The organism is Halobacterium yunchengense, assembly GCF_037031165.1.
GTDB classification, from domain to species: Archaea; Halobacteriota; Halobacteria; order Halobacteriales; family Halobacteriaceae; genus Halobacterium; species Halobacterium yunchengense.
In genome coordinates, this window is sequence record NZ_JAYEZL010000002.1 from 563,830 (window position 1) to 586,119 (window position 22,290).

The window sequence follows — 22,290 nt, forward strand, 5'->3', positions numbered from 1 at the left end:
CCTCGGCCTGGCGGCCGCGGCGGTTAGCTCTTTTGCTGGTCGCGAGCGCCGTCCACGCGCGCGCCCTCGTTGCGCGCCCGGACGACGTGCACGTCGCCGTCGACGCCCGCCTCCGCGAGCGCCCGGCGGCCAGCGCGCTTCGCCGCGTCAGCGCGGTCGCGGTCGGTGACGGCGTACACCGCCGGCCCCCACGACGACTGGCCGGCGCCGGCGACCGCGGCGCTCCCGGCCAGCGAGTCGACGACGGCGCCGACCGGCGGCCGGTAGACGCCGCCCTGCTCGTCGGCGTACCACGCGCCGTTCAGCCGGCCGGCCTCCGCGACCGCCGCGCCGAAGGCGTCCACGTCGCCGCTCGCGAGCGCGGGCAGCACGCGCCGCGTCACCACGCCCGCGATCTTGTCGGCGACCCCGGGGTCGGCGGCCTCCACCGACGCGCGCATGCTCTCGGTCTCGCCGTCGCCGGCCTTCCCCGGGTCCGCGTCGGGCAACACGAGCACGAACCGCCAGTCCCCGGGGACGTCGTGGCGCGCCGCGACCGGCGGCACGGTCCACTCGCCCTGCGCCGGCGGTTCGGTCGTGAACAGGCCCGTGGGGTGGCCGGCGTCGAGCACGAACCCGCCGTCCTCGAACGCGGCGACGCCGACGCCGCTCCGGCCGCCGCGGCCGAGGTCGGGCGCGCGCTCGCGGACCCGTGGCTCCACCCCGTGCGCTCGCGCCACCGCCGTCAGCACCGACAGCGCGAGCTGCGTCCCGGACCCGAGGCCGGCGTGCACGGGCAGCTCCTCGGTGACGGTCACGCGGGCGCCCTCGACGCCGAGCAACTCGCAGGCGCCCGCGGCGTACTCGCGGGCTCGCTCGTGGTCGCACTCGACGGCGGCCGCGCGCTCGGCCGTCACGACGACGCGCGGCTCGTCGAGCGCGACGCCGAAGCTGCCGTACAGCCGGTCGTGGGAGAGCGCGAGGTTCAGGAACCCGAAGTGGAGGCGGGCGCCGGCCGCGACCCGGACGGACATACACCGGAGTTCGGCGGCCGCCGGTTAAAGGTCGTGCCGCGGAGGCAACCCTTCCCGGTACCGCCACCCGGACTCGCGGCCGCGCTACAGCTGCTCGCCGTCGGGCAGGACCGTGTTCCCGAAGTCCTCGACCGTCCCGACCGGCGGCGCCCCCACCATCACCCACTCGTGGGTCTCGTCGTCGGTGTCGTTGCGGACGCTCCGCAGCGGCTCCGGACCGACGCGGACGACGCCGCCCTCGGGGACGTCGTACGCGTCGCCGTCGATCTCGACGCGGCCGCCGGTGAGGGAGACGTAGACCTCCTCGTGCCTGTGCGGCGTCGTCGCCTCGCCCGGCTCGACCGTGACGGCGTTGCGCCGCAGCTCCGTGCAGCCCAGCGCCGCCGTCAGCTTCCGGTGCCGGACGTCGCAGGTGACGAACGGTTCGGGCTCGACCGCCTCGGGGTCGACGACCTCGAAGTCGCTGGCCATGCGGCCGCGTACGCGCCTCGCGGCAAAGTACCCCCGGGCGAGCAGGACTCGTGCTCGCGCCGCCGCGTCGGCGGCCACCGGCAACATCTGTTCAGTCGGCGCACTTTAACCGGTGCGCGCGTTACTCGTTGTCCATGAGCCAGCAGAAGGACCCGGACCTCCGGAGCGCGGACGTCACCGAGGGCTACGAGCGCGCGCCGCACAGGGCGATGTTCCGCGCGATGGGCTACGACGACGCGGACTTCTCCTCGCCGATGGTCGGGGTCGCCAACCCCGCCGCCGACGTCACGCCGTGTAACGTCCACCTCGACGACGTCTCGCAGTCGGCCGTCGACGGCGTCGAGGCCGGGAACGGCATGCCAATCGAGTTCGGCACCATCACCATCTCCGACGCCATCTCCATGGGCACCGAGGGGATGCGCGCGTCGCTCGTCTCCCGGGAGGTCATCGCGGACTCCGTCGAACTCGTGGCGTTCGGCGAGCGCATGGACGCGCTCGTGACGGTCGCGGGCTGCGACAAGAACCTCCCCGGGATGATGATGGCGGCCATCCGCACCGACCTCCCGAGCGTCTTCCTCTACGGCGGCTCCATCATGCCCGGCGAGCACGAGGGCCGCGAGATCACCGTCCAGAACGTCTTCGAGGGCGTCGGCGCGGTCGCCTCCGGCGACATGTCCGAGGGCGAACTCGAGGAGATGGAGCGCCACGCCTGCCCCGGCGCCGGCTCCTGTGGCGGGATGTTCACCGCGAACACGATGGCCTCCATCTCGGAGGCCATCGGGCTGGCGCCGCTCGGCTCCGCGAGCCCGCCCGCCGAGAGCGACGAGCGCTACGCGGTCGCCGAGCGCGCCGGCGAACTCGCCGCCGAGTGCGTCCGCGAGGACCGCCGCCCCAGCGACGTCCTCTCCCGGGAGAGCTTCGAGAACGCCATCGCCGTCCAGGTCGCGCTCGGCGGCTCCACGAACGCCGTCCTCCACCTGCTCGCGCTCGCCGCCGAGGCCGGCGTCGACCTCGACATCGAGGACTTCAACGCCATCAGCGACCGCACGCCGAAGATCGCGAACCTCCAGCCCGGCGGCTCGCGCGTGATGAACGACCTCCACGAGGTCGGCGGCGTCCCCGTGGTCCTCGCGCGCCTGCTCGACGCCGGCCTGATCCACGGCGACGCCATGACCGTCACGGGCCGCACCATCGCCGAGGAGCTCGACCACCTCGGCGAGGACGGGACCGTCGAGGGCGACGTGGACTTCCTCCGGCCGGTCGACGACCCGTTCCACGAGACCGGCGCCATCACCGTCCTCACGGGGAACCTCGCGCCCGACGGCGCCGTCCTCAAGGTCACCGGGAAGGACGAGACCCAGCACACGGGCCCCGCGCGCGTCTTCGAGAGCGAGGAGGACGCGATGGCGTACGTCCAGGAGGGCCGCATCGAGTCCGGGGACGTCATCGTCATCCGGAACGAGGGGCCCCGGGGCGGCCCCGGGATGCGCGAGATGCTCGGCGTCACCGCCGCCGTCGTCGGCCAGGGCCACGAGGACGACGTCGCGCTCCTCACGGACGGCCGGTTCTCGGGCGCGACGCGCGGCCCGATGGTCGGCCACGTCGCCCCCGAGGCCGCGGTCGGCGGCCCCATCGCGCTCGTCGAGGACGGCGACGAGGTGACAGTCGACGTCCCGAACCGCGAGCTCTCCGTCGCCGTCTCCGAGTCCGAGCTCGAGTCGCGGAAGGCCGACTGGGAGGAACCGGACCCGCGCTACGACACCGGCGTCCTCCGGAAGTACGGCGACCAGTTCGCGTCCGCCGCGCTCGGCGCGGTGACGAACCCCGGCGCGAAGCGCGACGACTGACCGCTACTTCCGCGAGAGGAACTCCGGGAGGCGCAGCCGCGAGAGGTCGTCTTTCTCCACGCCGTCGAGGTCGACGCGCTCCAGTAGCTCCGGCAGGTCCATCCGGTCGGCGTCGCCGCTCCCGGTCGCGAGTTCGCCGCCGCCAGCCTGCCTGTACGTGACGAGCTTCGACCACACCGCGCGCTCCCGGGACGGGAACTCCGAGGGGTCGACGTCGGCCTCCCCGGACGCGAGCCGGCTGTCGAGGTCGGCGGCCGAGGACTTCCCCTCGTCGTAGGCCATCTCGACGAGCGACCGGCCCGCCGCGGCGACGAGCTCGCGGTACTCCTCGGGGTTGCGGTCGCCGAGCGCCGCCGCGACGCCGAGCGCGTACGCCCGCCAGACTGCCTCCTCGCGGTCGAGGTCGTCGCCGTCCCAGTCCCGGTCGAAGGCGTCGTCGTACATCAGTTCGGCCGCACCTTCCGTCCGGGGTCGACCTGGAGTCCGGCGCCCGTGAACGAGACGTCCCGGATGTCGCAGTCGATGTTCGTGCCCCGCATCTTCACGAGCTGGACGCCGCGGGTCATCCCGCCGTCCTCGAGGAAGTTGTGCAGGAAGATGACGCCGTGGGCGAGGTAGTGCTCCTCGCTGTACGCGGTCGGGTCGGTCATCTCGGAGACGAGGAGGACGGTGGCGTCGGTCTGCTTGAGGCCGGTCGCGAAGTGGGTCACCTCCGCGTCGGCGTCGTCCGCGAAGTGCGCGAGCAGCATCGTGGAGTCGACGACGACGCGGTCGTAGTCCTCCTGGCGGATCATCGAGGACAGCCGCGAGGACAGCCCGGACTCGCGGCCGTACTGGGTGAGCGACCGCCGCGAGCGCTCGCGCGTGAGGTTCAGGAACTCGAAGTTGTCCGCGTTCGCGGCGCGCTCGAAGCCGAACTCGTAGTTCGCCATGTCGTCGACGAGTTCGTTGCGGGTCTCGTGCATCGTCACGTACAGCACGTCGTCGCCGTTCTTCACGCCCTCCGTGACGTACTGGGCGGCGAGGGTGGTCTTCCCGCTGCCGGGCGGCCCGCTGAGCGTGTAGAGGCGCCGCGCCGGCAGCCCGCCGTCGAGGAGGCTGTCGAGCCCGGAGACGCCGGTGGAGATTCGCATCACCGGGACTGCACGCGGCGCGTGCTTAAATCGTCCCGTGTTCGCGAGGTTTCAGGTCGGTGGGCCGGGACTGCCGCCCGGCACCCGGTCGGCGGGCCGGTGGGTACGTAATCGGCGGGCCTGTCGGCACGCGGTCGGCGGGCCGGCGGCACTCGGAAGTGTTATCCGTGTACGCGGCCTACGCCAGCACGCAATGGCAACCGGTACGGTTGATTTCTTCAACGACACTGGCGGTTACGGTTTCATCGAGACTGAGGACGCGGACGAGGACGTGTTCTTCCACATGGAGGACGTCGGCGGCCCCGACCTCGAAGAGGGACAGGAAGTGGAGTTCGACATCGAGGAGGCCGACAAGGGCCCCCGCGCGACGAACCTCACCCGGCTGTAAGCCGGCCGATACGAACGACCGAGATTCCCGTATTTTCACGACCGCGTAGCGACGCGGCCGTCCCGTCGCGTGACCCGCGGGCTCGACAGAGCGGCCGCGCCGGCGGCCGGGTTCGACGACGGCGTCAGGCCCGACGGCGGCGTCACTCGTCCTCGCGCAGGCGGAGGAGCACGTCGCCGTGGGCGGCGCCGAGGACCGAGACGTCGTCGCGGTCCTCGAGGTCGCCGCGGTCGACCTCGTGGCGCTTCCGGACGACGACGCTGGCGTCGTCGCTGGCTTCGACGGCGGCGAGTTTCACGAGGCGGTTCGGCGCGAGGTACTCGTAGACGTCGCAGAGCGCGTCGGCGTCTTCGACGGTGACCGCGCCGATGGTCGCGGCGCGCAGGCGGTCGTCGGGCGCGAGGTCGGCGGCCGTGACGTCGACGCGCCGGCCGAACTGCTGGGCGAGCGCGGGCAGGACGTGCTCCTGGGTCTCCCGGGACGGCCGCGTCTCCGTCGACCGGAGGACCAGGCGGTACCGCACCGTCATGGGGGGGCGCTACCACCCCACACTACATTACTCCACGCCACACGGGTCAACGCTCTAACTGGTTCTCGGTCCGTCGAGTGACGGTGGCCGGGTCGGCGAGCCGGTTCGGTCGGGACCGGGTCGGCGGGTCGCAGATCTGGTGGGGTCCGGGCCGACGGACCACAGATGCGGTCAGTGCCGGGCCGACGGACCACAGATGCGGTCAGTGCCGGGCAGACGGACCCCGCCTGCGTACTCCGCGGCGACCCGCTCCTCGCGGTACTGTCGGCTATATATCCGTCTGTCGTGGTACGTGAGACTCAGAGCCGTACTGCGCTCTCGGACCACTATATATCAAACATATTATAGTTCATATAGCCGGGTCGCCTTCGAACAGGTGATGGCACCAGACGACCCGCGGCTGTCAGACCTCGTATCGCGGCGGAAATTCATCGCGACGACCGGCGCAGCGGGCGCCGCGGCGATCGCCGGCTGTTCCAGCGGCGGCGACGGCGACGACGGCGACGACGGCGACGACGCCACGACGGCGGCCCCCGACACGGAAGCGCCCGCGGACACCGAAACTGGCGACTCGGAGACCGAGTCCGACGAGGACTCCTCGGAGAGCGCCGCCGAACCGGGCTCGCTGACGGCCGACGGCTCCTCGACGGTGTACCCCATCACCAACCTCGCGTCGTCGCTGTGGAACGGCAACCCGCCGGCCGACGACGAGGAGTACTGGGGCCCCCACCAGTACGGCATCGAGACCGACGAGAAACTCGCCGACTACTGGGCGGGCCTGTACGGCTTCGAGCCGACCGGCGAACGGAGCGTCCCGCCGTTCCAGGTCCAGGTCGCGCTCAGTCACTCCGGCACCGGCGTCGAGGGCGTCATCAACGAGCGCGTCGACATCGGCGACGCCAGCTCCACGGCCGAGTCCATCCTCGGCGAGGGCGCCGAGGAACTCGACGACATCGTCGACCACGTCGTCGGCGTCGACGGCCAGCCCGTCGTCGTCAGCCGCGAGATCTACGAGGCCGGCGTCGAGCAGCTGACCGGCGAGGAACTGAAGGCGATCTACATGAAGGAGATCACCAACTGGAGCGAACTCGGCGGTCCGGACAAGGAGATCTACGCCATCGGCCGCGCCGAGGACTCCGGCACCGACACGGCGTTCCGCGCGAACCTCTACGGCGACCCGGAGGCGCCGATCGAACCCGACACCCGGAAGGGACAGAACCAGCAGGTCGCGACCCTCGTCGAACAGAACGACAACGCCATCGCGTACATCGCGCTCGCGTTCGTCGAGCCCGACGGCGCCACGCCCCCCGTCGCCCTCGAACTCGACGGCACCGTCTACGAGTACGGCAAGAACCTCGGCGCCAAGGAGTACCCGCTCAACCGCGACCTCCACTGCTACACGTGGGAGGGCACCGACCGCCGCGAGAGCGCGTTCATCAACATGATCCTCTCGGACTTCGGCCAGCAGTACTTCGTCGAGCCGAACAACTACTTCAAGCTCCCCGAGGAGCGCCGCGAGGAGGAGCGCGCGAAGCTCGCCGACCAGGTCTGACGCCCGACTCCGGGGGCTTCCCGGGTCTCGATACGGCCGTCCCCGGGACGTCCCGGGTCGCGACATTTCAGTACTCGACTCCCGACCGAACGAACCACCGACTCAGTATGGGACAATTGCACACAGGACTGCCGCCAGCATGGTACAATTGCACACACGAATTCGGGGAGTGATTCCGCGCGTGCGGCGCCGAGCGACCGCGCTCGCGCGGACGGCCGCGGACGTGGACCGGCCGAGCCTGCTCCTCGCGACGGCACAGGTACTGCTGATTACCGCCGCGTTCGTCAGCTTCCTCCGCCAGTCCCCCTGGACGGTCACGCTGCTGTACGGGTTCCTGCTGGCCTCGGGCGTCGGCTGGGCCGTCCGGCAGGCGCTGACGGCGAAGGTCGTGACCTTCCTGATGACGGCGACGACGCTCGTCACGCTCGGGCTCATCGCCATCTTCCTGGTCATCGAGGCCGTCCCGGTGTTCCGGCACGCGGGCCTCGGGCTCGTGTCGCCGTTCGGCTCGACCGAGTGGAGCGTCTCCGGCGGCCAGTTCTCGCTGGTCCCCATGCTCTGGGGGACGGCGCTGACGACCCTCGTCGCCATCCTCGTCGCGGCGCCGTTCGGGGTCGCGGGCGCGCTGTTCGTCAGCGACGTCGCCCCCGACTGGCTCCGCGAGATCGTCAAGCCAGCGGTCGAACTGCTCGCCGGCGTCCCCTCGATCGTGTACGGCTTCATCGGCTTCACGGTCATCAACCCCTACGTCGGCGACCTGTTCTCCGTGAGTCCGGGCGCGTTGTTCGCCATCGGCGTCGTCATCGGGTTCATGGCGCTGCCGACGGTCGTCTCCGTCGCGGAGGACGCGCTCTCGGCCGTCCCCGACGCGATGAAGGACGGCTCGGTCGCGATGGGCGTGACGGACTGGCAGACGATGAAAAGCGTCTCCGTCCCGACGGCGTTCTCCGGCATCTCCGCGGCGGTCCTGCTCGGCGTCGGGCGCGCGATCGGCGAGACCATGGCCGCGACCGTCATGATCTCGCACAGCCGTCGGCTCCCGGAGCCCGAGGTGTACAACGTCTTCGACAGCACGGAGACGCTGACGACGTTCGTCGCCGCGAGCTACGGGCACGTCACGCCCGGACAGCTGTTCTGGAGCGCGCTGTTCGCCGCCGGCGTCCTCCTGCTCGTCATCGTCACGGGCCTCGGCATCGTCTCGCAGCTCATCGAGGAACGCATGCACCGCAAGCTCGAGGAGGGACAATGAGCGACGCCCACGAGGTCCGACTCGTCAACGACGGCGGCTCGACGTACGAGCGCTTCGCGTCGACGGTCGTCGCCGGGTCGTTCGCGGCGTTCGCGCTCGCCGCCGGCGTCCTCTTCGACTGGGTGCCACTCGACGGCCAGGTCGGCGGCCTCCCGGTCGCGACCGCGTTCGGCGTGGGCGTCCTCGCCCTCGGCCTCGCGACGGGCGCGCTGGGCGCGCTCTCCCGGTGGGGCGGCGTCCGGACGACGCCCGACCGCTCGCCCGGATTCGCCGTCGCCGGCGTCCAGACCGCGCTCTGGCTCGCGGCGGCCGGCCTCGTCGCCAGCAACACGCTCGGCCTCGACCTGCTCGGCTGGCTCGTCGCCGTCCCGGTCGGACTGACCGCCGGCTACCTCACCGCGAGCAGCCGCGAAGACGTCGGCGCGACGCTCCCCGCGGCGGCGTTCGTCTGCCTCGTCGGCGCCGTCGTCGCGGCGGGCGTGATAACGCCGACGTGGACCTGGGAGCCCAGGGCGTTCGACGCGACCATCCCCGGCCTCATCGTCGTCCCGTTCCTGACGATGGGCGCCAGCCTCCTCACCGGCTGGGCCGCCGCGTCGGCCCACGAGGGGTTCGGCATGCGCGGCCGGGAGCACGGCGCGTTCCTGCTCATCTCCCTGGTCGTCGTGCTCGTGCTCTCGGTGCTCGCGTTCCTCGTCGCGTTCGTCTTCGAGCGCGGCGTCGCCGTCGTCCTCGAGAACCTCACGGTCGGCACGGGGTCGGCGCTCGCGCTCCTCGCTGCCGCGCTCGCGGTCCTCGTCCGACTCGGGAACGCGAACCCGACGAAGGCCGACGGCACCGAGGCGGTCGTCGCGTTCGTCCGCCTCGCCGTCGCGGTCCTCCTCGGCCTGGTCGGCGCCGCACTCGCCGGCCTCGCCGCCACCCGGCAGTCGGTGTCAGGGTACGCGGTCACCGTCGAGCCGACGACCGTCGTCGGCGCGGTCCCCGGACTCGCGCTCGCGGTCGTCCTCCTCGCCGTCGCGCGGCAGTCGGCGACCCAGTGGACGCCCGCCACCGGCATCGGGCGCCGCGTCGACACCGGCCTGCGTCTCGCCACCTGGCTGGCGGTCGGGACGATGGCCGTGGAAGCGCTCACGTGGTCGGAACTCGCCGGCGCCGGCGTCGCCGTCGTCCCGACCGTCGCACTCCCCGTCGGCGCGGTCGCCGCCGCCGCGTACGCCCTGTCCCGTCTCGCGGACCGTGTCGGGGCGTCCACTCTCCCCGGGTGGCTCCCGCCGGCCGCACGCACGGGTCCGGTCGCGGCGCTGGCGTTCGCGGTGTGCTGTCTCCACGTCGCCGTCACCGGCTACTCGCTCGCGCTCGGACCCGTCGGCGTCGTCGCCGGCGGCACCGTCGACTGGCCGTTCGTGATGAACCCCTCGCAGGGACTCGGCATTCAGAAGGGCGTGATGCCGGCGATGCTCGGGACGATCTGGATCGTCCTCGGCGCCGTCGCGTTCGCGGTGCCGCTGGCGGTCGGCGCCGCGGTCTTCCTCACGGAGTACGCCGCGGACAGCTCGTTCACGCGCGCCGTCGACGTCGCCACGAACGGCCTCTGGAGCACGCCGAGTATCGTCTTCGGCCTGTTCGGGCTGGCGTTCCTCGTGCCGCGGTTCGGCGGCGCCCCCTCCATCTTCGCGGCCCAGCTCGTCCTCGGGTTCATGCTCCTGCCGCTCGTGCTCATCACGAGCCGCGAGGCGATGAAGAGCGTCCCCGACGAGTACCGGGACGCCAGCGCCGCGCTCGGCGTCTCGAAGTGGGACACCGTCCGGAGCGTCGTCGTCCCCGCCGCGATGCCCGGCGTCACCACGGGCGTCATCCTGGGCGTCGGCCGCATCGCGGGCGAGACGGCGCCCCTGTTGCTCGTCCTGAACGGCCCGAACTTCCCGAACGCCGCGCCCGGCGTCCTCTCGAGTTTCGCGGTCGACTTCGGGCTCGAACCACCGTTCGTCCACGTCTCCAACCCGGCGCTGCTCGAGCGGGCGAGCGCGCTCCCCTACCAGCTGTACGCGATCATCACCGCCGGCGTCGGCGCCGAGGAGTCCTTCGGCTGGGGGACGACGCTCGTCCTCCTCGGGGTCGTCCTCGGGTTCTTCGCGATGGGCATCGCCACCCGGCGGTACTTCAGGCGGAAACTCCACCAATGACCGGATCCAGCACGAACACCACGACAGCGGACCGAACCGACGCGCAGACGGCCACGCCGAACGGGGCGACGACCACCGGAGAGAGCGACGAGCGCACGCGCGCCGCGTGGCGCGAGTACTCCTTCGACGGCGACCCCGTGCTGTCCGTCGAGAACCTCGACGTCTACTACGGCGAGGAACACGCGCTGACGGACATCTCCATCGACGTCCCCGAGGAGTCCGTCACCGCACTCATCGGGCCGTCTGGCTGCGGGAAGTCGACGTTCCTCCGGTGTCTCAACCGCATGAACGACCGCATCGACAGCGCCCGGGTCGAGGGCTCGGTCTCGTTTTGCGGCCAGGACATTTACGCCGACGGCGCGAACCTCGTCGAACTCCGCAAGCGCATCGGCATGGTGTTCCAGCAGCCCAACCCGTTCCCGAAGTCCATCCGGGACAACGTCGCGTACGCGCCACGCAAGCACGGCGACATCGACCGCGGCCTCCTCGCCCGGCTGCTCGGCCGCGAGGAGACCGAGCGGGAAGCCGAACTCGTCGAGCGGTGTCTCCGCGCCGCCGCGCTCTGGGAGGAGGTCGAGGACCGCCTCGACGACAACGCGCTCGGTCTCTCCGGCGGCCAGCAACAGCGGCTCTGCATCGCGCGGTGTCTCGCGGTCGACCCGGACGTCATCCTGATGGACGAGCCCGCGAGCGCGCTCGACCCCATCGCGACCGCGAAGATCGAGGACCTCATCGAGGAGCTCGCCGAGGACTACACGGTCGTCGTCGTCACGCACAACATGCAGCAGGCCGCCCGCATCAGCGACCAGACCGCGGTCTTCCTCACGGGCGGCGAACTCGTCGAGTACGGCGACACCGACCAGGTCTTCGAGGACCCCGAGAGCCAGCGCGTCGAAGACTACGTCACCGGCAAGTTCGGGTGATCCGCGTGCCACGTGACACGTTCCAGCAGTCCCTGGACGACCTCCGCGCGGACGTCCGAGACCTCGGCGACCTCGTGCTCGACCGGCTGGACGACGCCCTCGAGGCCCTCCGGACCGGCGACGGGGCGCTCGCGCGGTCGGTCGTCGACGGCGACGACGACGTGAACGAGCGCTACCTCGCGCTCGAAGCCGAGTGCGTCGACCTGCTCGCGCTCCAGCAGCCGGTCGCCGGCGACCTCCGGTTCGTCGTCGCGTCCTTCAAGGTCGTCACCGACCTCGAGCGCGTCGGCGACCTCGCCGCGAACCTCGCCGAGTACGCGCTCGCGGCCGACGACCGCGGCGCCTTCGAGGTCGACGTGCAGGGAATCGGGGACGCCGCCCGCGACCTGCTCGCGGACGCCCTCGACGCCTACGAGGCCGGCGACGCCGACGCCTGCCACGAGATCGCGGCCCGCGACGACGAGGTGGACGCGCGCTGTCGGACGGCCGGCGACCGCCTCGTCCGGGACCTCGTCGCGCACGAGGCCGGCAGCGACGCGTGGACGGTCGAGGCCCTCCTCGACGACGTCTCCCGGCTGCTGTTGACGATCCGCGACCTCGAGCGCGTCGCCGACCACGCCGTGAACGTCGCCGCGCGCACCCTCTACGCGGCGGACAGCGACCCCGAACTGGTGTACTGATGGAGACGAGGAAAGTCCAGCAGGTCGGCGGCGGCACGTACACGGTCTCGCTGCCGCAGTCGTGGGCGGAGTCCTGCGGCGTCGAGGCGGGCGCGCCGGTCTACCTCTACGCGCACGACGACGGCTCGCTCGTCGTTCGCCGCCGCGAACGCGAGGACAGCGACCTCGCGTCGGCGTCGGTCGCCGTCGAGGGCGACTCCCCGGCGGCCGCGCGCCGCCGCCTGCGCGCGGCGTACGCCGCCGGCTACAAGCGCGTGACCCTGACCGCCGACGGGGAGTTCTCGACCGAGCAGCGCCGCGCCGTCTCGGCGGCCGCGCGCTCGCTCGTCGGCGTCGAAGTCACCGAGTCCGGGGCCGACCGCGTCGTCGTCCAGGGGCTGCTCGACCCCGCCGACGTCTCCGTCCGCCAGTCGGTCCTCCAGCTCCGGTTCGTCGCCACGGCGATGCTCGAGGCGGCCGTCGAGGCCGTCGCCGCGGGCGGTGCCGCCGACGGCGTCGCCGGCCGGGCCGACGAAGCCGACCGCGTGTTCGCGCTGGTCACGCGGCACTTCGACCGCTCGCTGTCGGACCTCGAGGAGGTCGACCAGCTCGGCGTCGGCCGTCGACAGCTGTTCCGGTACTACGCGACGGCGCAGTCCCTGGTGCGCGTCGCCGACCGCGCGGTGGACGTCGCGGACGCCGCCGACCGCCTCGACGGCGGTCTGCCCGACGGGCTCGCCGGCGACGTCGCCGCGGTCGGCGCGGACGCCCGCGCGGCCGTCGAGGACGCGACCGACGCCGCGGTCACGGACGCGGACCACGCCGCCGCGGACGACGCCACCGACGCCTGCGAGCGCGTCGCCGACCGCTGCCGGGCCCTCGACGGCGCGCTCGCCGACCACGACGCGGCCGTCGCGGTGCCGGCCGCGCGCGCCGTCGACGCCATCGAGGGCGTCACGGAACACGTCCGCGAGATCGCGGCAGTCGCCCTCCGCGGCGACGTCGCGGACTGAGACCGCACGGCCGCCGAGACCCGACCGCGCCGGCCCGGCGCGTCACTCGCCGCCGTCCCCGAGGACGTCGTGGCGGTCGAGCATCAGGCCGTCGACGCCCGCGTCGCGGAGCGCAGCCGCGGCGTCCCGGCTGTCCACCGGCCACGCCACGACGTCGAGGCCGGCGTCGTGGGCGGTCGACACGAACGCCGTCTGCCGGCAGAGCTTCGCCGGCGCCTCCACGAACGCACACCCCAGGTCAGCGGCCGCGGCGACGACGGACTCGTACTCGACGCGCGCGACCTCCTCGTCCGAGACGGGCCGCGTCTCGAAGTACGCGAACGACACCAGGCCGAACGGCAGCGACCCGGCCGCCGCGTCCGCCAGCACGCTCCGGTCGGTCGAACACAGCACGGCGTCGTTCGGCGCCGCCGCCAGCGCGTCCGCGACGTCCGCCGCGAGTCCCTCGTGCTTGAGGTCGACCTGGACGTCCACGGACGGCGGCACGTCGGCGAGCACCTCGTCGAACCGCGGAACGCCCTCGCCGCTCCCGAGCACGTCCACGTCCCGGAGCGTCGACAGCGCCGACGCGTGCACGCGGCCCTCGCCGTCCGTCTTCACCGACAGGTCGTCGGCGTGGTGGACGACGAGTTCGCCCGACCCGCACCGCCGCACGTCCACCTCCACGCGGTCGACGTGCGGCGCGCTCTCCCGGACCGCGCGGCGCGTGTTCTCCGGATACTGGCCGGCGCACCCCCGGTGCGCGATGTGCTCCATGCGCCGCCTACCCCGCGCGACCACTTAACACTGCGTGGCGGACGCGCCGCCGCGGGCGTCGCCACAGCACGGACGACTCGGCGGGCGGCCCTCGCGACGGTCGACGTGCGCCGGCATCGAATCGCGACGATCGGCTTCGGTCAGCGTCGAACCGCGACGGCCGGCGTGGTCAGCGTCGACTCGACGTCCAGTTGACCACGACGGTCGTCCCGGGGTCGACGCGCTCGGTCGGCGTCACCTGGATCACTCGCGCCCACGTCCCGCCGCCGGGCGCGGTGTAGACCGTTCCGCCGCAGTAACAGTCGACCGACAGCGCGGGGTCGTCCTCGTCGTGGCCGTCGTGCGGGTAGCCGGTGCGGTCCCACGCGCGCCAGTCGAACGTCTCGCCGTCGTGGCGCGCGACGAGCGCCACCGCCAGCGGCTCGCCGACCGCCGTGGTCGCGTAGTGGACGTCCTCGCGGTCGGTGGCGACCGTCTCGAGCGCCCGCGGCGGCTCGGGGACGAGGTCGACCGCGCCGAGGTCCCGGGTGTCGTAGGTCTCCGTCGCCTGGAACGCGGCGTCCTCGGGCGCGTGGTACACCTCGGTCGTGAACGGCAGCGAGGAGTCCTCGAGGCGGAACCCGACCAGGACCTCGTCCTCGGGGACCGACGTCTCCTCCACCACCGTCGCGTGCACCTCCTCCGGGTTCCGCGCGAAGTCCGGGGACGCCGACGGCTCGCCCTCCGTGGTCTCCCGGGCCTGCTCGGTCTGGTCGCCGGACTCCCCGGTCTCGGTCTGCTCCCGGGTGGTCGGGTCGGACGCCGTCTCCGTCCCGGTCCCCGCCGACGTCGTCGCCGTCGGCGTGCCGGACGACCGCGTCGTGGACTCCCCGCCGCCCGAGGAAGTACAGCCGGCGAGCCCGGCGATGACGGCACCGCCGAGCGCCCGGATGGCTCTCCGCCGCCGCTGGTTCGGCTGCTCGCCCATACGCGTGGATGCCCTCGCGGTCGGTTATACCCCCGTGACCGTTGTCGCGAATTCACCGACTTACAGGCCGTCTAAGGGCGGTGGCTCGCTCGGGGCGCCCTCGCGCGCTGGCCGCGTTCCGGGTCGCTCGAGCGTGCTCGCAGGCGACGCTCGCGAGTGCGGCCGCGCGCCGAGTCGAATCGGGTCCGGTTCGGGTGCGCGGTCGAGCTACGACCAGCCGTCGTTGTTGGCTTCGACTTCCCGCTCGCGGCGGTCCCTGCCGTCGGCGTCCGAGCCGGGATCCCGGTCTCGGAGCTGCCCCCAGCGGTAGAGGAGGGCAGTGACACCGGCGACGGCGACGGCGGCGAGGGGACCGACCACCGCCACTCCGGCGTCGGTCGCGACGACGGCGACGACGGTGAGGAGTGTGCTGGCGGCGGTCGTCAGCCACACCCACAGCGGGGCGAGATCGCGGGGACCGGGCTCGCTCATAGGTGGTGTTTGAGCCGGTCGCGGCAAAGGTCTTCGCCCGGGGCGGGACGCGTCACGCGGTGTCGGCGTGCGAGGCGACCTCGTCGTGTCGCCGTAGCGTAGACGTGCTCGGAGCGACGGCGAGTTCGGACGTTACGTGGGGCGTCCCAGTGCCTTCGCTTCGGCGCGGCGGTCCTGGCGGCCGTGCTCGCAGGGGGCCGGCAGGCCGAGGGCGCGTCGATCGATCACCGGTCGCGTGGTGTGACGGCGACGGTGTCGCCGTCGATCTGGACGTGGTAGTCCTCGATTTCGACGGTGATCGAGCGCGTGGTTTCGCTCCGGACGAGGGCGCCGAGCGCGTCGAGATCGACGTAGGCCCCGAGTGGGGCGTCGAGGAGGCCGGTCGTCTCCGTGGGGTCGCCGCGCTCGAAGGCGGCGATCGTCTCGAGAATCGGTACGGTCGGCTCGACGTCGTTCCACTCGTACTCCCGCTGTACCCCCTCGACGTCCCCGAGCGCGTTCTCCATATGACAGCACAGATAGGAGTCAACTCATTTGAATATGAGGGTACCAGCAGTCGAGGAGTCCGAGGGGCGAACGCCGACGGCGCGCTGGCACGGCGGCGGTGACAACGAGGCCCGGGCACGCGGAGATTACCGCCGCGGACGTGCGGTCGTCGGGCGAGGACGACTCCACTGTCCCGGGACGTTCGCACCCGCCACATCGGCGAGCGGCGGTCTGACGCGGATAATCAAAACAATCGGGGGTTAACCGTCGCGGTCGCGTACCGTGTGTATGGAGACGACTAACCCAGAGCTCTCAGTAGACGACGTTTTCAAGGCCGTGAGTAACGTCCAGCGGCGGAAGCTGCTGGACTCACTGATCTCGGACTCGCCCCCCGACGAGGGCGTAGGCCCCGGCATCGTGGTCGACGTCGACGCGGCGATGTACCACAGGCACCTCCCGAAACTGGCGGACTGTGGTCTCATCAACTGGGACAGGGACGAAAACCGAGTGACGAGAGGGCCTAACTTCGAGGCGGCGGCGGAACTGCTGGATTTCGTGGCGAACGAAAGCGACGCACTCTCACTGGACGAGGCCGCGGTATGAGCGGCGACGAGCGAGAGCCATCCGGCGACGAACACGGGATCACCGACGAGGATATGGAACAGATTATCGCGTTCGCCGGGAAGCGGCGATTCGAGCGGTCCGCCGAAGACCTCCGTCGCTCGTCGACGAAGTGACCGGAATGTGCCATTCGGGTCGCTGCTACCGGGGTGTCACTGTCGCCGGACCGAGTGCCGAACTCGGGGGCGTTCACACCCCAGGCGTCGCCTGTCTGTCGTCTGCTGTCGAGGACGTGTTATTCGCTGCCGAGCGCGGTTGGGGTCTCGCAGTGGAGCTACAGCGTGGGCGCCACGGTCGCAGCACCGTCGCTGCCCTCGAGCCAAGCCACCCAGCAGACAACTGGGGTTCGAGGACTCGTCCCCGGATCCCCGACGGTTCCTGAGTTGGTACGAGTGCGCCGAGCACTGGGTGGCCGTGCCGCCACGGCACCGCCAGCGAAGTGGCGAGCGAGCGAAACGTCCCGCGGGTATAACGTCTCGTCTGGTCGCACGTCGAGACGGTCAGCGAGATGAGAACCGACAGAGACCTACTCGAAGGCTTCGGGGTTCAACCAGACCAGGAAGTCGTCGCTACCGTTTCGAACAATTCCCCGAGCGAGCCGACTCTCGACGGATTCATCGACGTCGGCCGACTCGATGCCGACGACCTTTCGAACCTCGTCGACGATCCATCCGACCTGCCCGTCGTCCTCGGCGTTCGAATCGAAGACCACGACGTGATTCGCGCCGCTGTCGTCCGCGATATCCAGTAACGCTTTCGGGTCTACGATGGTCGTAGTCCGGCCCCGCAGGTCGATGACGCCCTCCACGTGGGGTCTCGTCTCCGGGAGCTTCGTCAGGTTCTGGTCGTAGTCCACGATCTCGTCGATGTTGTCGATGGAGACGCAGTACGACTGGCCGCCGAGGCGGAACGTCAGTACTTCCTCGTCTCCCTGGGTCGTTGCGACAGCCATGTTCAGTCGGAGAGTTCGGTCGCAGTGTCGTCGATGTCCTTCACCATCGTGGTCTGTTCTTCGACCGCGGCCGCGATGTCTCGCGTCTCGCTGCTCACTTCTCTCGCGTGGCTAGCAGTCTGTGTCACCATCGCGGAGACCTCCTCGGCGCTGGCCGCCTGCTGGTCGGTCGCGCTGGCGACCTCCTCGATGCCCAGGACGACCTCGTCGACCGCCTCGGAGATCTCGTCGAGCATCGACATCGCCTCCTCGACTCGCCTGAGTCCCGTGTCGATCTCCTCGGTGTTGGTCTCCAGGTTCTCGACGGCGTTCTCGGCGTCGGACTGGATCTCCGCGACCATGCTCTCGATTTCGGCGGCCTGGTCCTGGGAATCACTGGCGAGTTCCTTGATCTCGTCGGCGACGACGGAGAACCCGCTGCCGGCCTCGCCGGCGCGTGCGGCCTCGATGCTGGCGTTGAGTGCGAGCAGGTTCGTCTGGTCGGCGATGTCGTTGATGACGTTCGTGATCTCGTCGATCTCCTGGACGCCCTCGCGGATGGTCCGCACGTCGGTGGCGACCGACTCGGAGGCGGCCTGGATGCCCTCCATCGCCTCGATGACCTCTTCGGCGTTGTCCTGCCCGGCCTTCGCGTTCTGGCGGGCTTCCTCGCCGGCGGAGGCCACCTGGTCGGCCGACGCAGCCACCTCTTCGATGGCCGCACTCAGTTCCGAGACTTCGCCCTCGACTTCGTTCATGCTCTCCGCTTGCTCGTCGGACAGCGCGGTGATCTCGTTGATCGAGCCGGCGATGTCGAGCGACGCGTCGTGGAGCTCGACGAGCGATTCACGAATCTCGACAAGTTCGTCGTCGGCGTCGTCCTCGTCGATGTCCTCCATGATGTCGTCGGACAGTTCGTCCCCCACGTCGACCCGGCTATCGTCGGTTTGTGACATGCACTCGCGAGTAGGGAAATCGATATAAAAAATCTGGGCGCCAGCTATCACATCTGATATCTCAATTTTCTATTATACTTCGACCCTGGACTGGCGGCAAAATATGGTAGGCGAACACAATACCCTGCGTTCGACGCCCTCGCACCAGGGCCGGGAAGCCGACTGTCTGCACCGTCCCGGGCGGACGCCATCACTGACGTCCGGGAATCGGGAGTGGACGCCTCCGCGGTCTCGGAGCTCCTCGACGCAGCGACCGGGACAATCCGCTGCCACGACGACCGCAGAATCGAGTGCGACCTGTTGGAGAACCACAGCGGCGCAGCGAGAACGCTTGCCACTGAACGCCAGAATCCGAACTCAGACCGCGGCGTTCCAATGGGAACTAACGGAGAACACAACGCCGATCGACAATTCGAGACCACTGCCGAGATTCGAACGTAGCCAGACGGTCGCGCTGGCGCTACTAGTGCTGACTGTGTAGAAGCAGTACGAGAGTGAGTGGGACCGTCGAGATTCGAACTCGAGTCCGACGCACCCCATGCGCCGAGGATACCGCTACCCCACGGTCCCGCACTCGGACCGACGCCCGTGCCGGCATTAAGGCCTTCGCTTCGCCGGCGGTCAGACGAGCACTCGCTCGAGGTCGACGACCGTGCCGCTGTCCGCGTCCGGGTCGCCGACCAGCCGGCCCAGGCAGACCGCGGCGCCGTCGGGCGTGTAGCAGGCGACGAGCGCGCCCTCGTCGGCGTCGTCGGCAGCCAGGACGCCGGGCGCGTAGACGGGCGCGCCGTCGGCGACCGACTCGGCGGCCGACGGCGCGACGGTGACGCTGGGGAGGTGTTCGAGCGCGCGCTCCGCGGGCGCGACGACGTCCCGAAGCGCCGCCTCCGGGTCGCCGCCCGGCGGTTCGGTGTCGTCTTCGTCGCGCAGCCACGCGAGCGCGTCCGCGAGGTCGTGGAGCGTCGACAGCGTGGTGTCGTCGAACGGCGTCGTCGCGGTGCGGCGGAGGTGACCCATGTGCGCGCCGGTGCCGAGCGCGCGCCCGAGGTCGTGGCAGAGCTTCCGGACGTACGTGCCGGACTCGCAGCGGATCCGCAGGAGGGCCCGGCGGTCGACGACCTCGAGGACGTCGAGGGCGTACACCTCGCGGACGCGGAGGCGCCGCGCGACCGCGGACTTCCGCGGCGGCTTCTGGTAGACGGGCCCCTCGAACTCGCCGACGACGGACTCGAGGTTCGCGGGCGGGTCCGCGTGGAGTTCCAGGACGGCGACGTACTCCTTCGGGCCCTCGAGGAGCGCGGGCGCGAGCCGCGTCGCCGCGCCCGTCAACACGGGCAGACAGCCCGTCACCTTCGGGTCGAGCGTGCCGGCGTGCGCGGCCTTCTCGACGCCGGTCAGGTCCCGGACCCACGCCGACACCTGGTGGGCGGACGGCCCCGGCGGCTTGTCGAGGTTGACGACGCCGAACGCGAGCACGTCGTCCGGGCCGCGGTCCGCGGGGGCCTCTCGGAGCATCTCAGAACTCGTAGGAGACGTCCTCGATGGGCGCCGGCCCCTCGTCGCTGGACGGCTCGTAGTTGTCGACCGCGTACAGGACGACGTCCGTGACGGCGTCCGGCCCCCAGCGCGCGGTGTTCACGGAGAGGTCGTAGATGGTGAGGTCGTCGAAGTCGATGCCGTAGTACTCGGCGTACCGCGCGGTCTCGGAGTCCTCGCGTTTCTCCGTCTCCGCCCTGGCCGCGGCCGGCGTCTTGTCCTCGCGCTCGGCGATGCGGCGGGCGCGCACGCTCATCGGCGCGTCCAGCCAGATCTTGATGTCCGCGTACTCGCCGGCCATCCAGCCGGCGAGCCGGGACTCCAGGACCACGTCGTCGCGGTCGCGGGCGGTCGCCCGGAGCTGCCGGTCGAGGTCGCGGTCGATCTGGGGGTCCTCCTCGGCGAGCTCGTTGAACTCCTCGAGGGAGAGGTCGCGGTCCTCGGCGAGCCCCCGGAAGATGTCGCCGCCGGAGACGTGCTCGTAGCCGAGGTGGTCCGCGAGCGCGGACGCCACCGTGCTCTTCCCGCTGCCCGGCGGCCCGGAGATCGTGACTAACATATCCGTGCTCGGGCCGGCCGGAACAAAGAGGTTTTGAAGCGCTACAGCGGTGGGCCCACAGTCAGCCGTCGGGCATCCGCGAGCGCCGCAGCCGCGAGCGGTTCACTCCGCGAACGAGCGGTGGGAGGCGCGGAGCGCCGCCGAACTCGTGGACGGCGAGCGAAGCGAACCGCGACCAGCGAGTGAGCGGAGGCCGACGGCCCCCGGAGGGGGTGAGGACGGCTTTTCCGCAAGTGCTTGCCGAGGGCGGCCGCAGGCCGCCCGCAGCGCAGAACGTGCGTTTACGTCGGCGTCGTCTGGATGTTCAGCGCCTTCCGGATGATGTTCGAGAAGCTGAACGAGCACACCATGTACCAGAGGATCCAGACGGGGAACACGAGCGCCCGGCCGGAGTTGAAGTTCACCTCGCCCATGAGCGGCAGCACCATCCGCAGCTCCTCGCCGGGGACGCGGCCGGTGCCGAGCTTCCAGTACATCCAGAGGAACGCCGGGATGGTCAGCAGCATGATCCACGCCATCGGCCGGAACTGCTCTTTGAGCATGCCCGCCTGCTCGCCGAACGCCTCCATCTGCTTCTCGCGGAGGCGCTCGATCTCGGCCTCGTCGCCGCGCTCCTTGGCCGCCTTCATCTTGTCCTGGAGCTGCTGGGCGCGCTCCTGGTACTCGGACATCTTCGACATGTCCGTGAGGTTCGCCTGCAGGAGCGTCGAGTAGAGGCCCGTGAGGACGGCCAGCGCCATCACGACCACCCAGAACGGCAACACGGCGTCCAGCGGCCCGAGCACGACTTCGACGGCGCCGCCGATGGTGTCCCTGATCGGCTGGAAGTTGTAGCCGAGGATCGCCGCCAGCGACCCGAGCGCCGCGAGCTTGTCCCACTTCGACCACGACGAGGACTCCGGGCTGTCGCCGGCCTCGAGGTCGTCGTCGGGGGACAGTCCCTCGCGGACGCCCTCGGGGTCGGCGAACTCGAAGCCGTCGTCGGCCTCCACGAGGATGTCCTTCTCGAGGAGGCGGCCCCACTGGCCGCTCGAGACGTCGCCTTTGACGTCCCGCCAGCGGAGTTCGCCGTCCACGTCGAGGAGGTCTTCGAGGACGGTCGCCAGCTCGGGGTCCTCCGCGACGAGCGACCGAACTTTCTCCGCGGTTCGAGGCATTTGCCGTCCCTTCGAGGCGCCCGCTTGAACCTCTTACGGAACGCCGGACGGCTCGCGCCGCTCGCGGGCGCGCGACTGGGTTGCCGCGAGCAGCGGTCGCGGTCGGACTGGTCGAGGGAGTGCAGTGGTCCTGGTGGGCCTGGCCGGGCGCAGGCGGCACCAGCGCTCCGACTGGCCGAGTGCGAGCGGCGGTGCCGCCGTCAGTTCGCGCGCGCCTCGACCGCGTCCTCCACGTCCGCCCAGACCTCGTCGGGAGTCCGTTCGCCGTCGACCTCCACGAGCACGCCCTCGTCGCGGAAGTACTCGACGACGGGCTCGGTGTTCTCCTCGTAGACGCGGATGCGCTCGCGGGCGGTCTCCTCGGTGTCGTCCTCGCGCTGGTAGAGGTCGCCGCCGCACTCGTCGCATACGCCGGACTCCGCCGGCGGGTCGAAGTCGACGTGGTAGGTGGCGCCGCAGTCCTCGCAGACGCGGCGGCCGGTCAGCCGGCGCACCAGCTCGTCCTCGTCGACGGCGAGGTACAGCACCACGTCGAGGTCAGTGATGGAGTCGAGGTACTCCGTCTGGCTCTCGTTGCGCGGGTAGCCGTCGAGCACGTAGCCGTCCGCCGCCTCGAGGGCGGTCTTGACGATCTCGTTGACGACCGGGTCCGGCACGAGCTCGCCGGCGTCCATGTACTCGCCGGGCGTGTCGTACTCGAGGTCGAGGTGGCCGATGTCCATGCCCTTGTTCGCGCGGAGCGCGTCCCCCGTGGTGACGTGTTCGACGCCGAACTCCTCGACGAGTCGCCGGCTCTGCGTTCCCTTCCCGGCGCCCGGGGCGCCCAGAATCAGGATGTTCGGACTGCTCATACCTGCCGTTCCAGGGCCGACAGTAAGGAGGTGTTG

At 71.0% G+C, this 22,290-nt stretch carries 25 protein-coding genes and 1 tRNA gene; 10 read left to right on the forward strand and 16 right to left on the reverse strand.

The features are described from left to right. Window positions 1–23: 23 nt before the first annotated feature. Window positions 24–1,013 (reverse strand): beta-ribofuranosylaminobenzene 5'-phosphate synthase family protein, encoded by a 990-nt coding sequence (locus U5911_RS08160; protein WP_336036498.1) that lies wholly within the window; start codon window positions 1,011–1,013, stop codon window positions 24–26. Between the two features lie 84 nt (window positions 1,014–1,097). After that, window positions 1,098–1,484: a cupin domain-containing protein gene (locus tag U5911_RS08165; RefSeq protein ID WP_336036499.1), complete on the reverse strand. Its 387-nt coding sequence runs from the start codon at window positions 1,482–1,484 to the stop codon at window positions 1,098–1,100. 134 nt (window positions 1,485–1,618) lie between these two features. On the opposite strand from U5911_RS08165, the gene ilvD reads away from it, so the two are divergent. Then, window positions 1,619–3,331, forward strand: coding sequence for a dihydroxy-acid dehydratase (gene ilvD / locus U5911_RS08170; protein WP_336036500.1), 1,713 nt, complete (start codon window positions 1,619–1,621; stop codon window positions 3,329–3,331). Window positions 3,332–3,334: 3 nt separating this feature from the next. Here ilvD and U5911_RS08175 read toward each other — a convergent pair whose 3' ends face one another. Both U5911_RS08175 and U5911_RS08180 read right to left on the reverse strand, forming a co-directional pair. Further along, window positions 3,335–3,775, reverse strand: coding sequence for a DUF8057 family protein (locus U5911_RS08175; protein ID WP_336036501.1), 441 nt, complete (start codon window positions 3,773–3,775; stop codon window positions 3,335–3,337). Then, window positions 3,775–4,464: an RAD55 family ATPase gene (locus U5911_RS08180; protein WP_336036502.1), complete on the reverse strand. Its 690-nt coding sequence runs from the start codon at window positions 4,462–4,464 to the stop codon at window positions 3,775–3,777. Before U5911_RS08180 ends, U5911_RS08175 begins: the two co-directional genes overlap by 1 nt. A gap of 193 nt (window positions 4,465–4,657) precedes the next feature. Between U5911_RS08180 and U5911_RS08185 the strand changes: the two genes are divergently transcribed. Continuing rightward, a complete protein-coding gene (locus U5911_RS08185; RefSeq protein ID WP_011324233.1) occupies window positions 4,658–4,852 on the forward strand; it encodes a cold-shock protein in 195 nt (64 codons plus the stop codon). A gap of 142 nt (window positions 4,853–4,994) precedes the next feature. Here the strand turns inward: U5911_RS08185 and U5911_RS08190 are convergent, their stop codons facing one another. Then, window positions 4,995–5,381, reverse strand: coding sequence for a hypothetical protein (locus tag U5911_RS08190; RefSeq protein WP_336036503.1), 387 nt, complete (start codon window positions 5,379–5,381; stop codon window positions 4,995–4,997). Window positions 5,382–5,760: 379 nt separating this feature from the next. Here U5911_RS08190 and U5911_RS08195 point away from each other — a divergent pair, with 379 nt between their 5' ends. The 6 genes from U5911_RS08195 to U5911_RS08220 all read left to right on the forward strand — a co-directional run bounded on the left by U5911_RS08195 (window position 5,761) and on the right by U5911_RS08220 (window position 12,963). After that, window positions 5,761–6,933 (forward strand): PstS family phosphate ABC transporter substrate-binding protein, encoded by a 1,173-nt coding sequence (locus U5911_RS08195; protein ID WP_336036504.1) that lies wholly within the window; start codon window positions 5,761–5,763, stop codon window positions 6,931–6,933. A gap of 139 nt (window positions 6,934–7,072) precedes the next feature. After that, entirely contained in the window at window positions 7,073–8,182 is a 1,110-nt protein-coding gene (pstC, locus tag U5911_RS08200) for a phosphate ABC transporter permease subunit PstC (protein WP_418771524.1), read from the forward strand. Continuing rightward, the gene (gene pstA / locus U5911_RS08205) at window positions 8,179–10,368 is read left to right on the forward strand and encodes a phosphate ABC transporter permease PstA (protein WP_336036506.1); all 2,190 of its coding nucleotides are present in this window, start codon (window positions 8,179–8,181) and stop codon (window positions 10,366–10,368) included. The genes pstC and pstA overlap by 4 nt, the downstream gene beginning before the upstream one ends. Beyond that, the gene (gene pstB, locus U5911_RS08210; RefSeq protein ID WP_336036507.1) at window positions 10,365–11,291 is read left to right on the forward strand and encodes a phosphate ABC transporter ATP-binding protein PstB; all 927 of its coding nucleotides are present in this window, start codon (window positions 10,365–10,367) and stop codon (window positions 11,289–11,291) included. The genes pstA and pstB overlap by 4 nt, the downstream gene beginning before the upstream one ends. Window positions 11,292–11,296: 5 nt before the next feature. Next, complete coding sequence (gene phoU, locus U5911_RS08215; RefSeq protein ID WP_336036508.1) at window positions 11,297–11,971, forward strand: phosphate signaling complex protein PhoU; 675 nt, start codon at window positions 11,297–11,299, stop codon at window positions 11,969–11,971. Further along, window positions 11,971–12,963, forward strand: coding sequence for an AbrB/MazE/SpoVT family DNA-binding domain-containing protein (locus U5911_RS08220; RefSeq protein ID WP_336036509.1), 993 nt, complete (start codon window positions 11,971–11,973; stop codon window positions 12,961–12,963). The genes phoU and U5911_RS08220 overlap by 1 nt, the downstream gene beginning before the upstream one ends. 42 nt (window positions 12,964–13,005) lie before the next feature. Here the strand turns inward: U5911_RS08220 and U5911_RS08225 are convergent, their stop codons facing one another. From U5911_RS08225 to U5911_RS08240, 4 genes are all read right to left on the reverse strand, one after another. Further along, window positions 13,006–13,719: a glycerophosphodiester phosphodiesterase gene (locus tag U5911_RS08225; RefSeq protein ID WP_336036510.1), complete on the reverse strand. Its 714-nt coding sequence runs from the start codon at window positions 13,717–13,719 to the stop codon at window positions 13,006–13,008. A 169-nt stretch (window positions 13,720–13,888) separates the two neighbouring features. Beyond that, the gene (locus tag U5911_RS08230; protein WP_336036511.1) at window positions 13,889–14,686 is read right to left on the reverse strand and encodes a hypothetical protein; all 798 of its coding nucleotides are present in this window, start codon (window positions 14,684–14,686) and stop codon (window positions 13,889–13,891) included. 207 nt (window positions 14,687–14,893) lie between these two features. Continuing rightward, window positions 14,894–15,157 (reverse strand): hypothetical protein, encoded by a 264-nt coding sequence (locus U5911_RS08235; RefSeq protein ID WP_336036512.1) that lies wholly within the window; start codon window positions 15,155–15,157, stop codon window positions 14,894–14,896. Window positions 15,158–15,381: 224 nt separating this feature from the next. Beyond that, complete coding sequence (locus tag U5911_RS08240) at window positions 15,382–15,663, reverse strand: HalOD1 output domain-containing protein (RefSeq protein ID WP_336036513.1); 282 nt, start codon at window positions 15,661–15,663, stop codon at window positions 15,382–15,384. A 268-nt stretch (window positions 15,664–15,931) separates the two neighbouring features. Here U5911_RS08240 and U5911_RS08245 point away from each other — a divergent pair, with 268 nt between their 5' ends. After that, window positions 15,932–16,246 (forward strand): DUF7344 domain-containing protein, encoded by a 315-nt coding sequence (locus tag U5911_RS08245; RefSeq protein WP_336036514.1) that lies wholly within the window; start codon window positions 15,932–15,934, stop codon window positions 16,244–16,246. Next, a complete protein-coding gene (locus U5911_RS08250; RefSeq protein WP_336036515.1) occupies window positions 16,243–16,380 on the forward strand; it encodes a hypothetical protein in 138 nt (45 codons plus the stop codon). Before U5911_RS08245 ends, U5911_RS08250 begins: the two co-directional genes overlap by 4 nt. Window positions 16,381–16,790: 410 nt before the next feature. On the opposite strand, the gene U5911_RS08255 is transcribed toward U5911_RS08250, so the two are convergent. The 7 genes from U5911_RS08255 to U5911_RS08285 form a co-directional block, all read right to left on the reverse strand. Beyond that, window positions 16,791–17,216 (reverse strand): chemotaxis protein CheW, encoded by a 426-nt coding sequence (locus U5911_RS08255; protein WP_336036516.1) that lies wholly within the window; start codon window positions 17,214–17,216, stop codon window positions 16,791–16,793. A gap of 2 nt (window positions 17,217–17,218) precedes the next feature. Beyond that, entirely contained in the window at window positions 17,219–18,151 is a 933-nt protein-coding gene (locus U5911_RS08260; RefSeq protein WP_336036517.1) for a methyl-accepting chemotaxis protein, read from the reverse strand. Between the two features lie 499 nt (window positions 18,152–18,650). Continuing rightward, window positions 18,651–18,721 (reverse strand) — tRNA-Pro (locus U5911_RS08265). Between the two features lie 51 nt (window positions 18,722–18,772). Further along, window positions 18,773–19,666, reverse strand: coding sequence for an RNA-guided pseudouridylation complex pseudouridine synthase subunit Cbf5 (locus U5911_RS08270; protein WP_336036518.1), 894 nt, complete (start codon window positions 19,664–19,666; stop codon window positions 18,773–18,775). A gap of 1 nt (window position 19,667) precedes the next feature. Then, complete coding sequence (gene cmk / locus U5911_RS08275) at window positions 19,668–20,246, reverse strand: (d)CMP kinase (RefSeq protein ID WP_336036519.1); 579 nt, start codon at window positions 20,244–20,246, stop codon at window positions 19,668–19,670. A gap of 281 nt (window positions 20,247–20,527) precedes the next feature. Continuing rightward, window positions 20,528–21,403: a DUF106 domain-containing protein gene (locus U5911_RS08280; RefSeq protein ID WP_336036520.1), complete on the reverse strand. Its 876-nt coding sequence runs from the start codon at window positions 21,401–21,403 to the stop codon at window positions 20,528–20,530. A 200-nt stretch (window positions 21,404–21,603) separates the two neighbouring features. Beyond that, complete coding sequence (locus U5911_RS08285) at window positions 21,604–22,254, reverse strand: adenylate kinase (protein ID WP_336036521.1); 651 nt, start codon at window positions 22,252–22,254, stop codon at window positions 21,604–21,606. Window positions 22,255–22,290 lie beyond the last annotated feature (36 nt).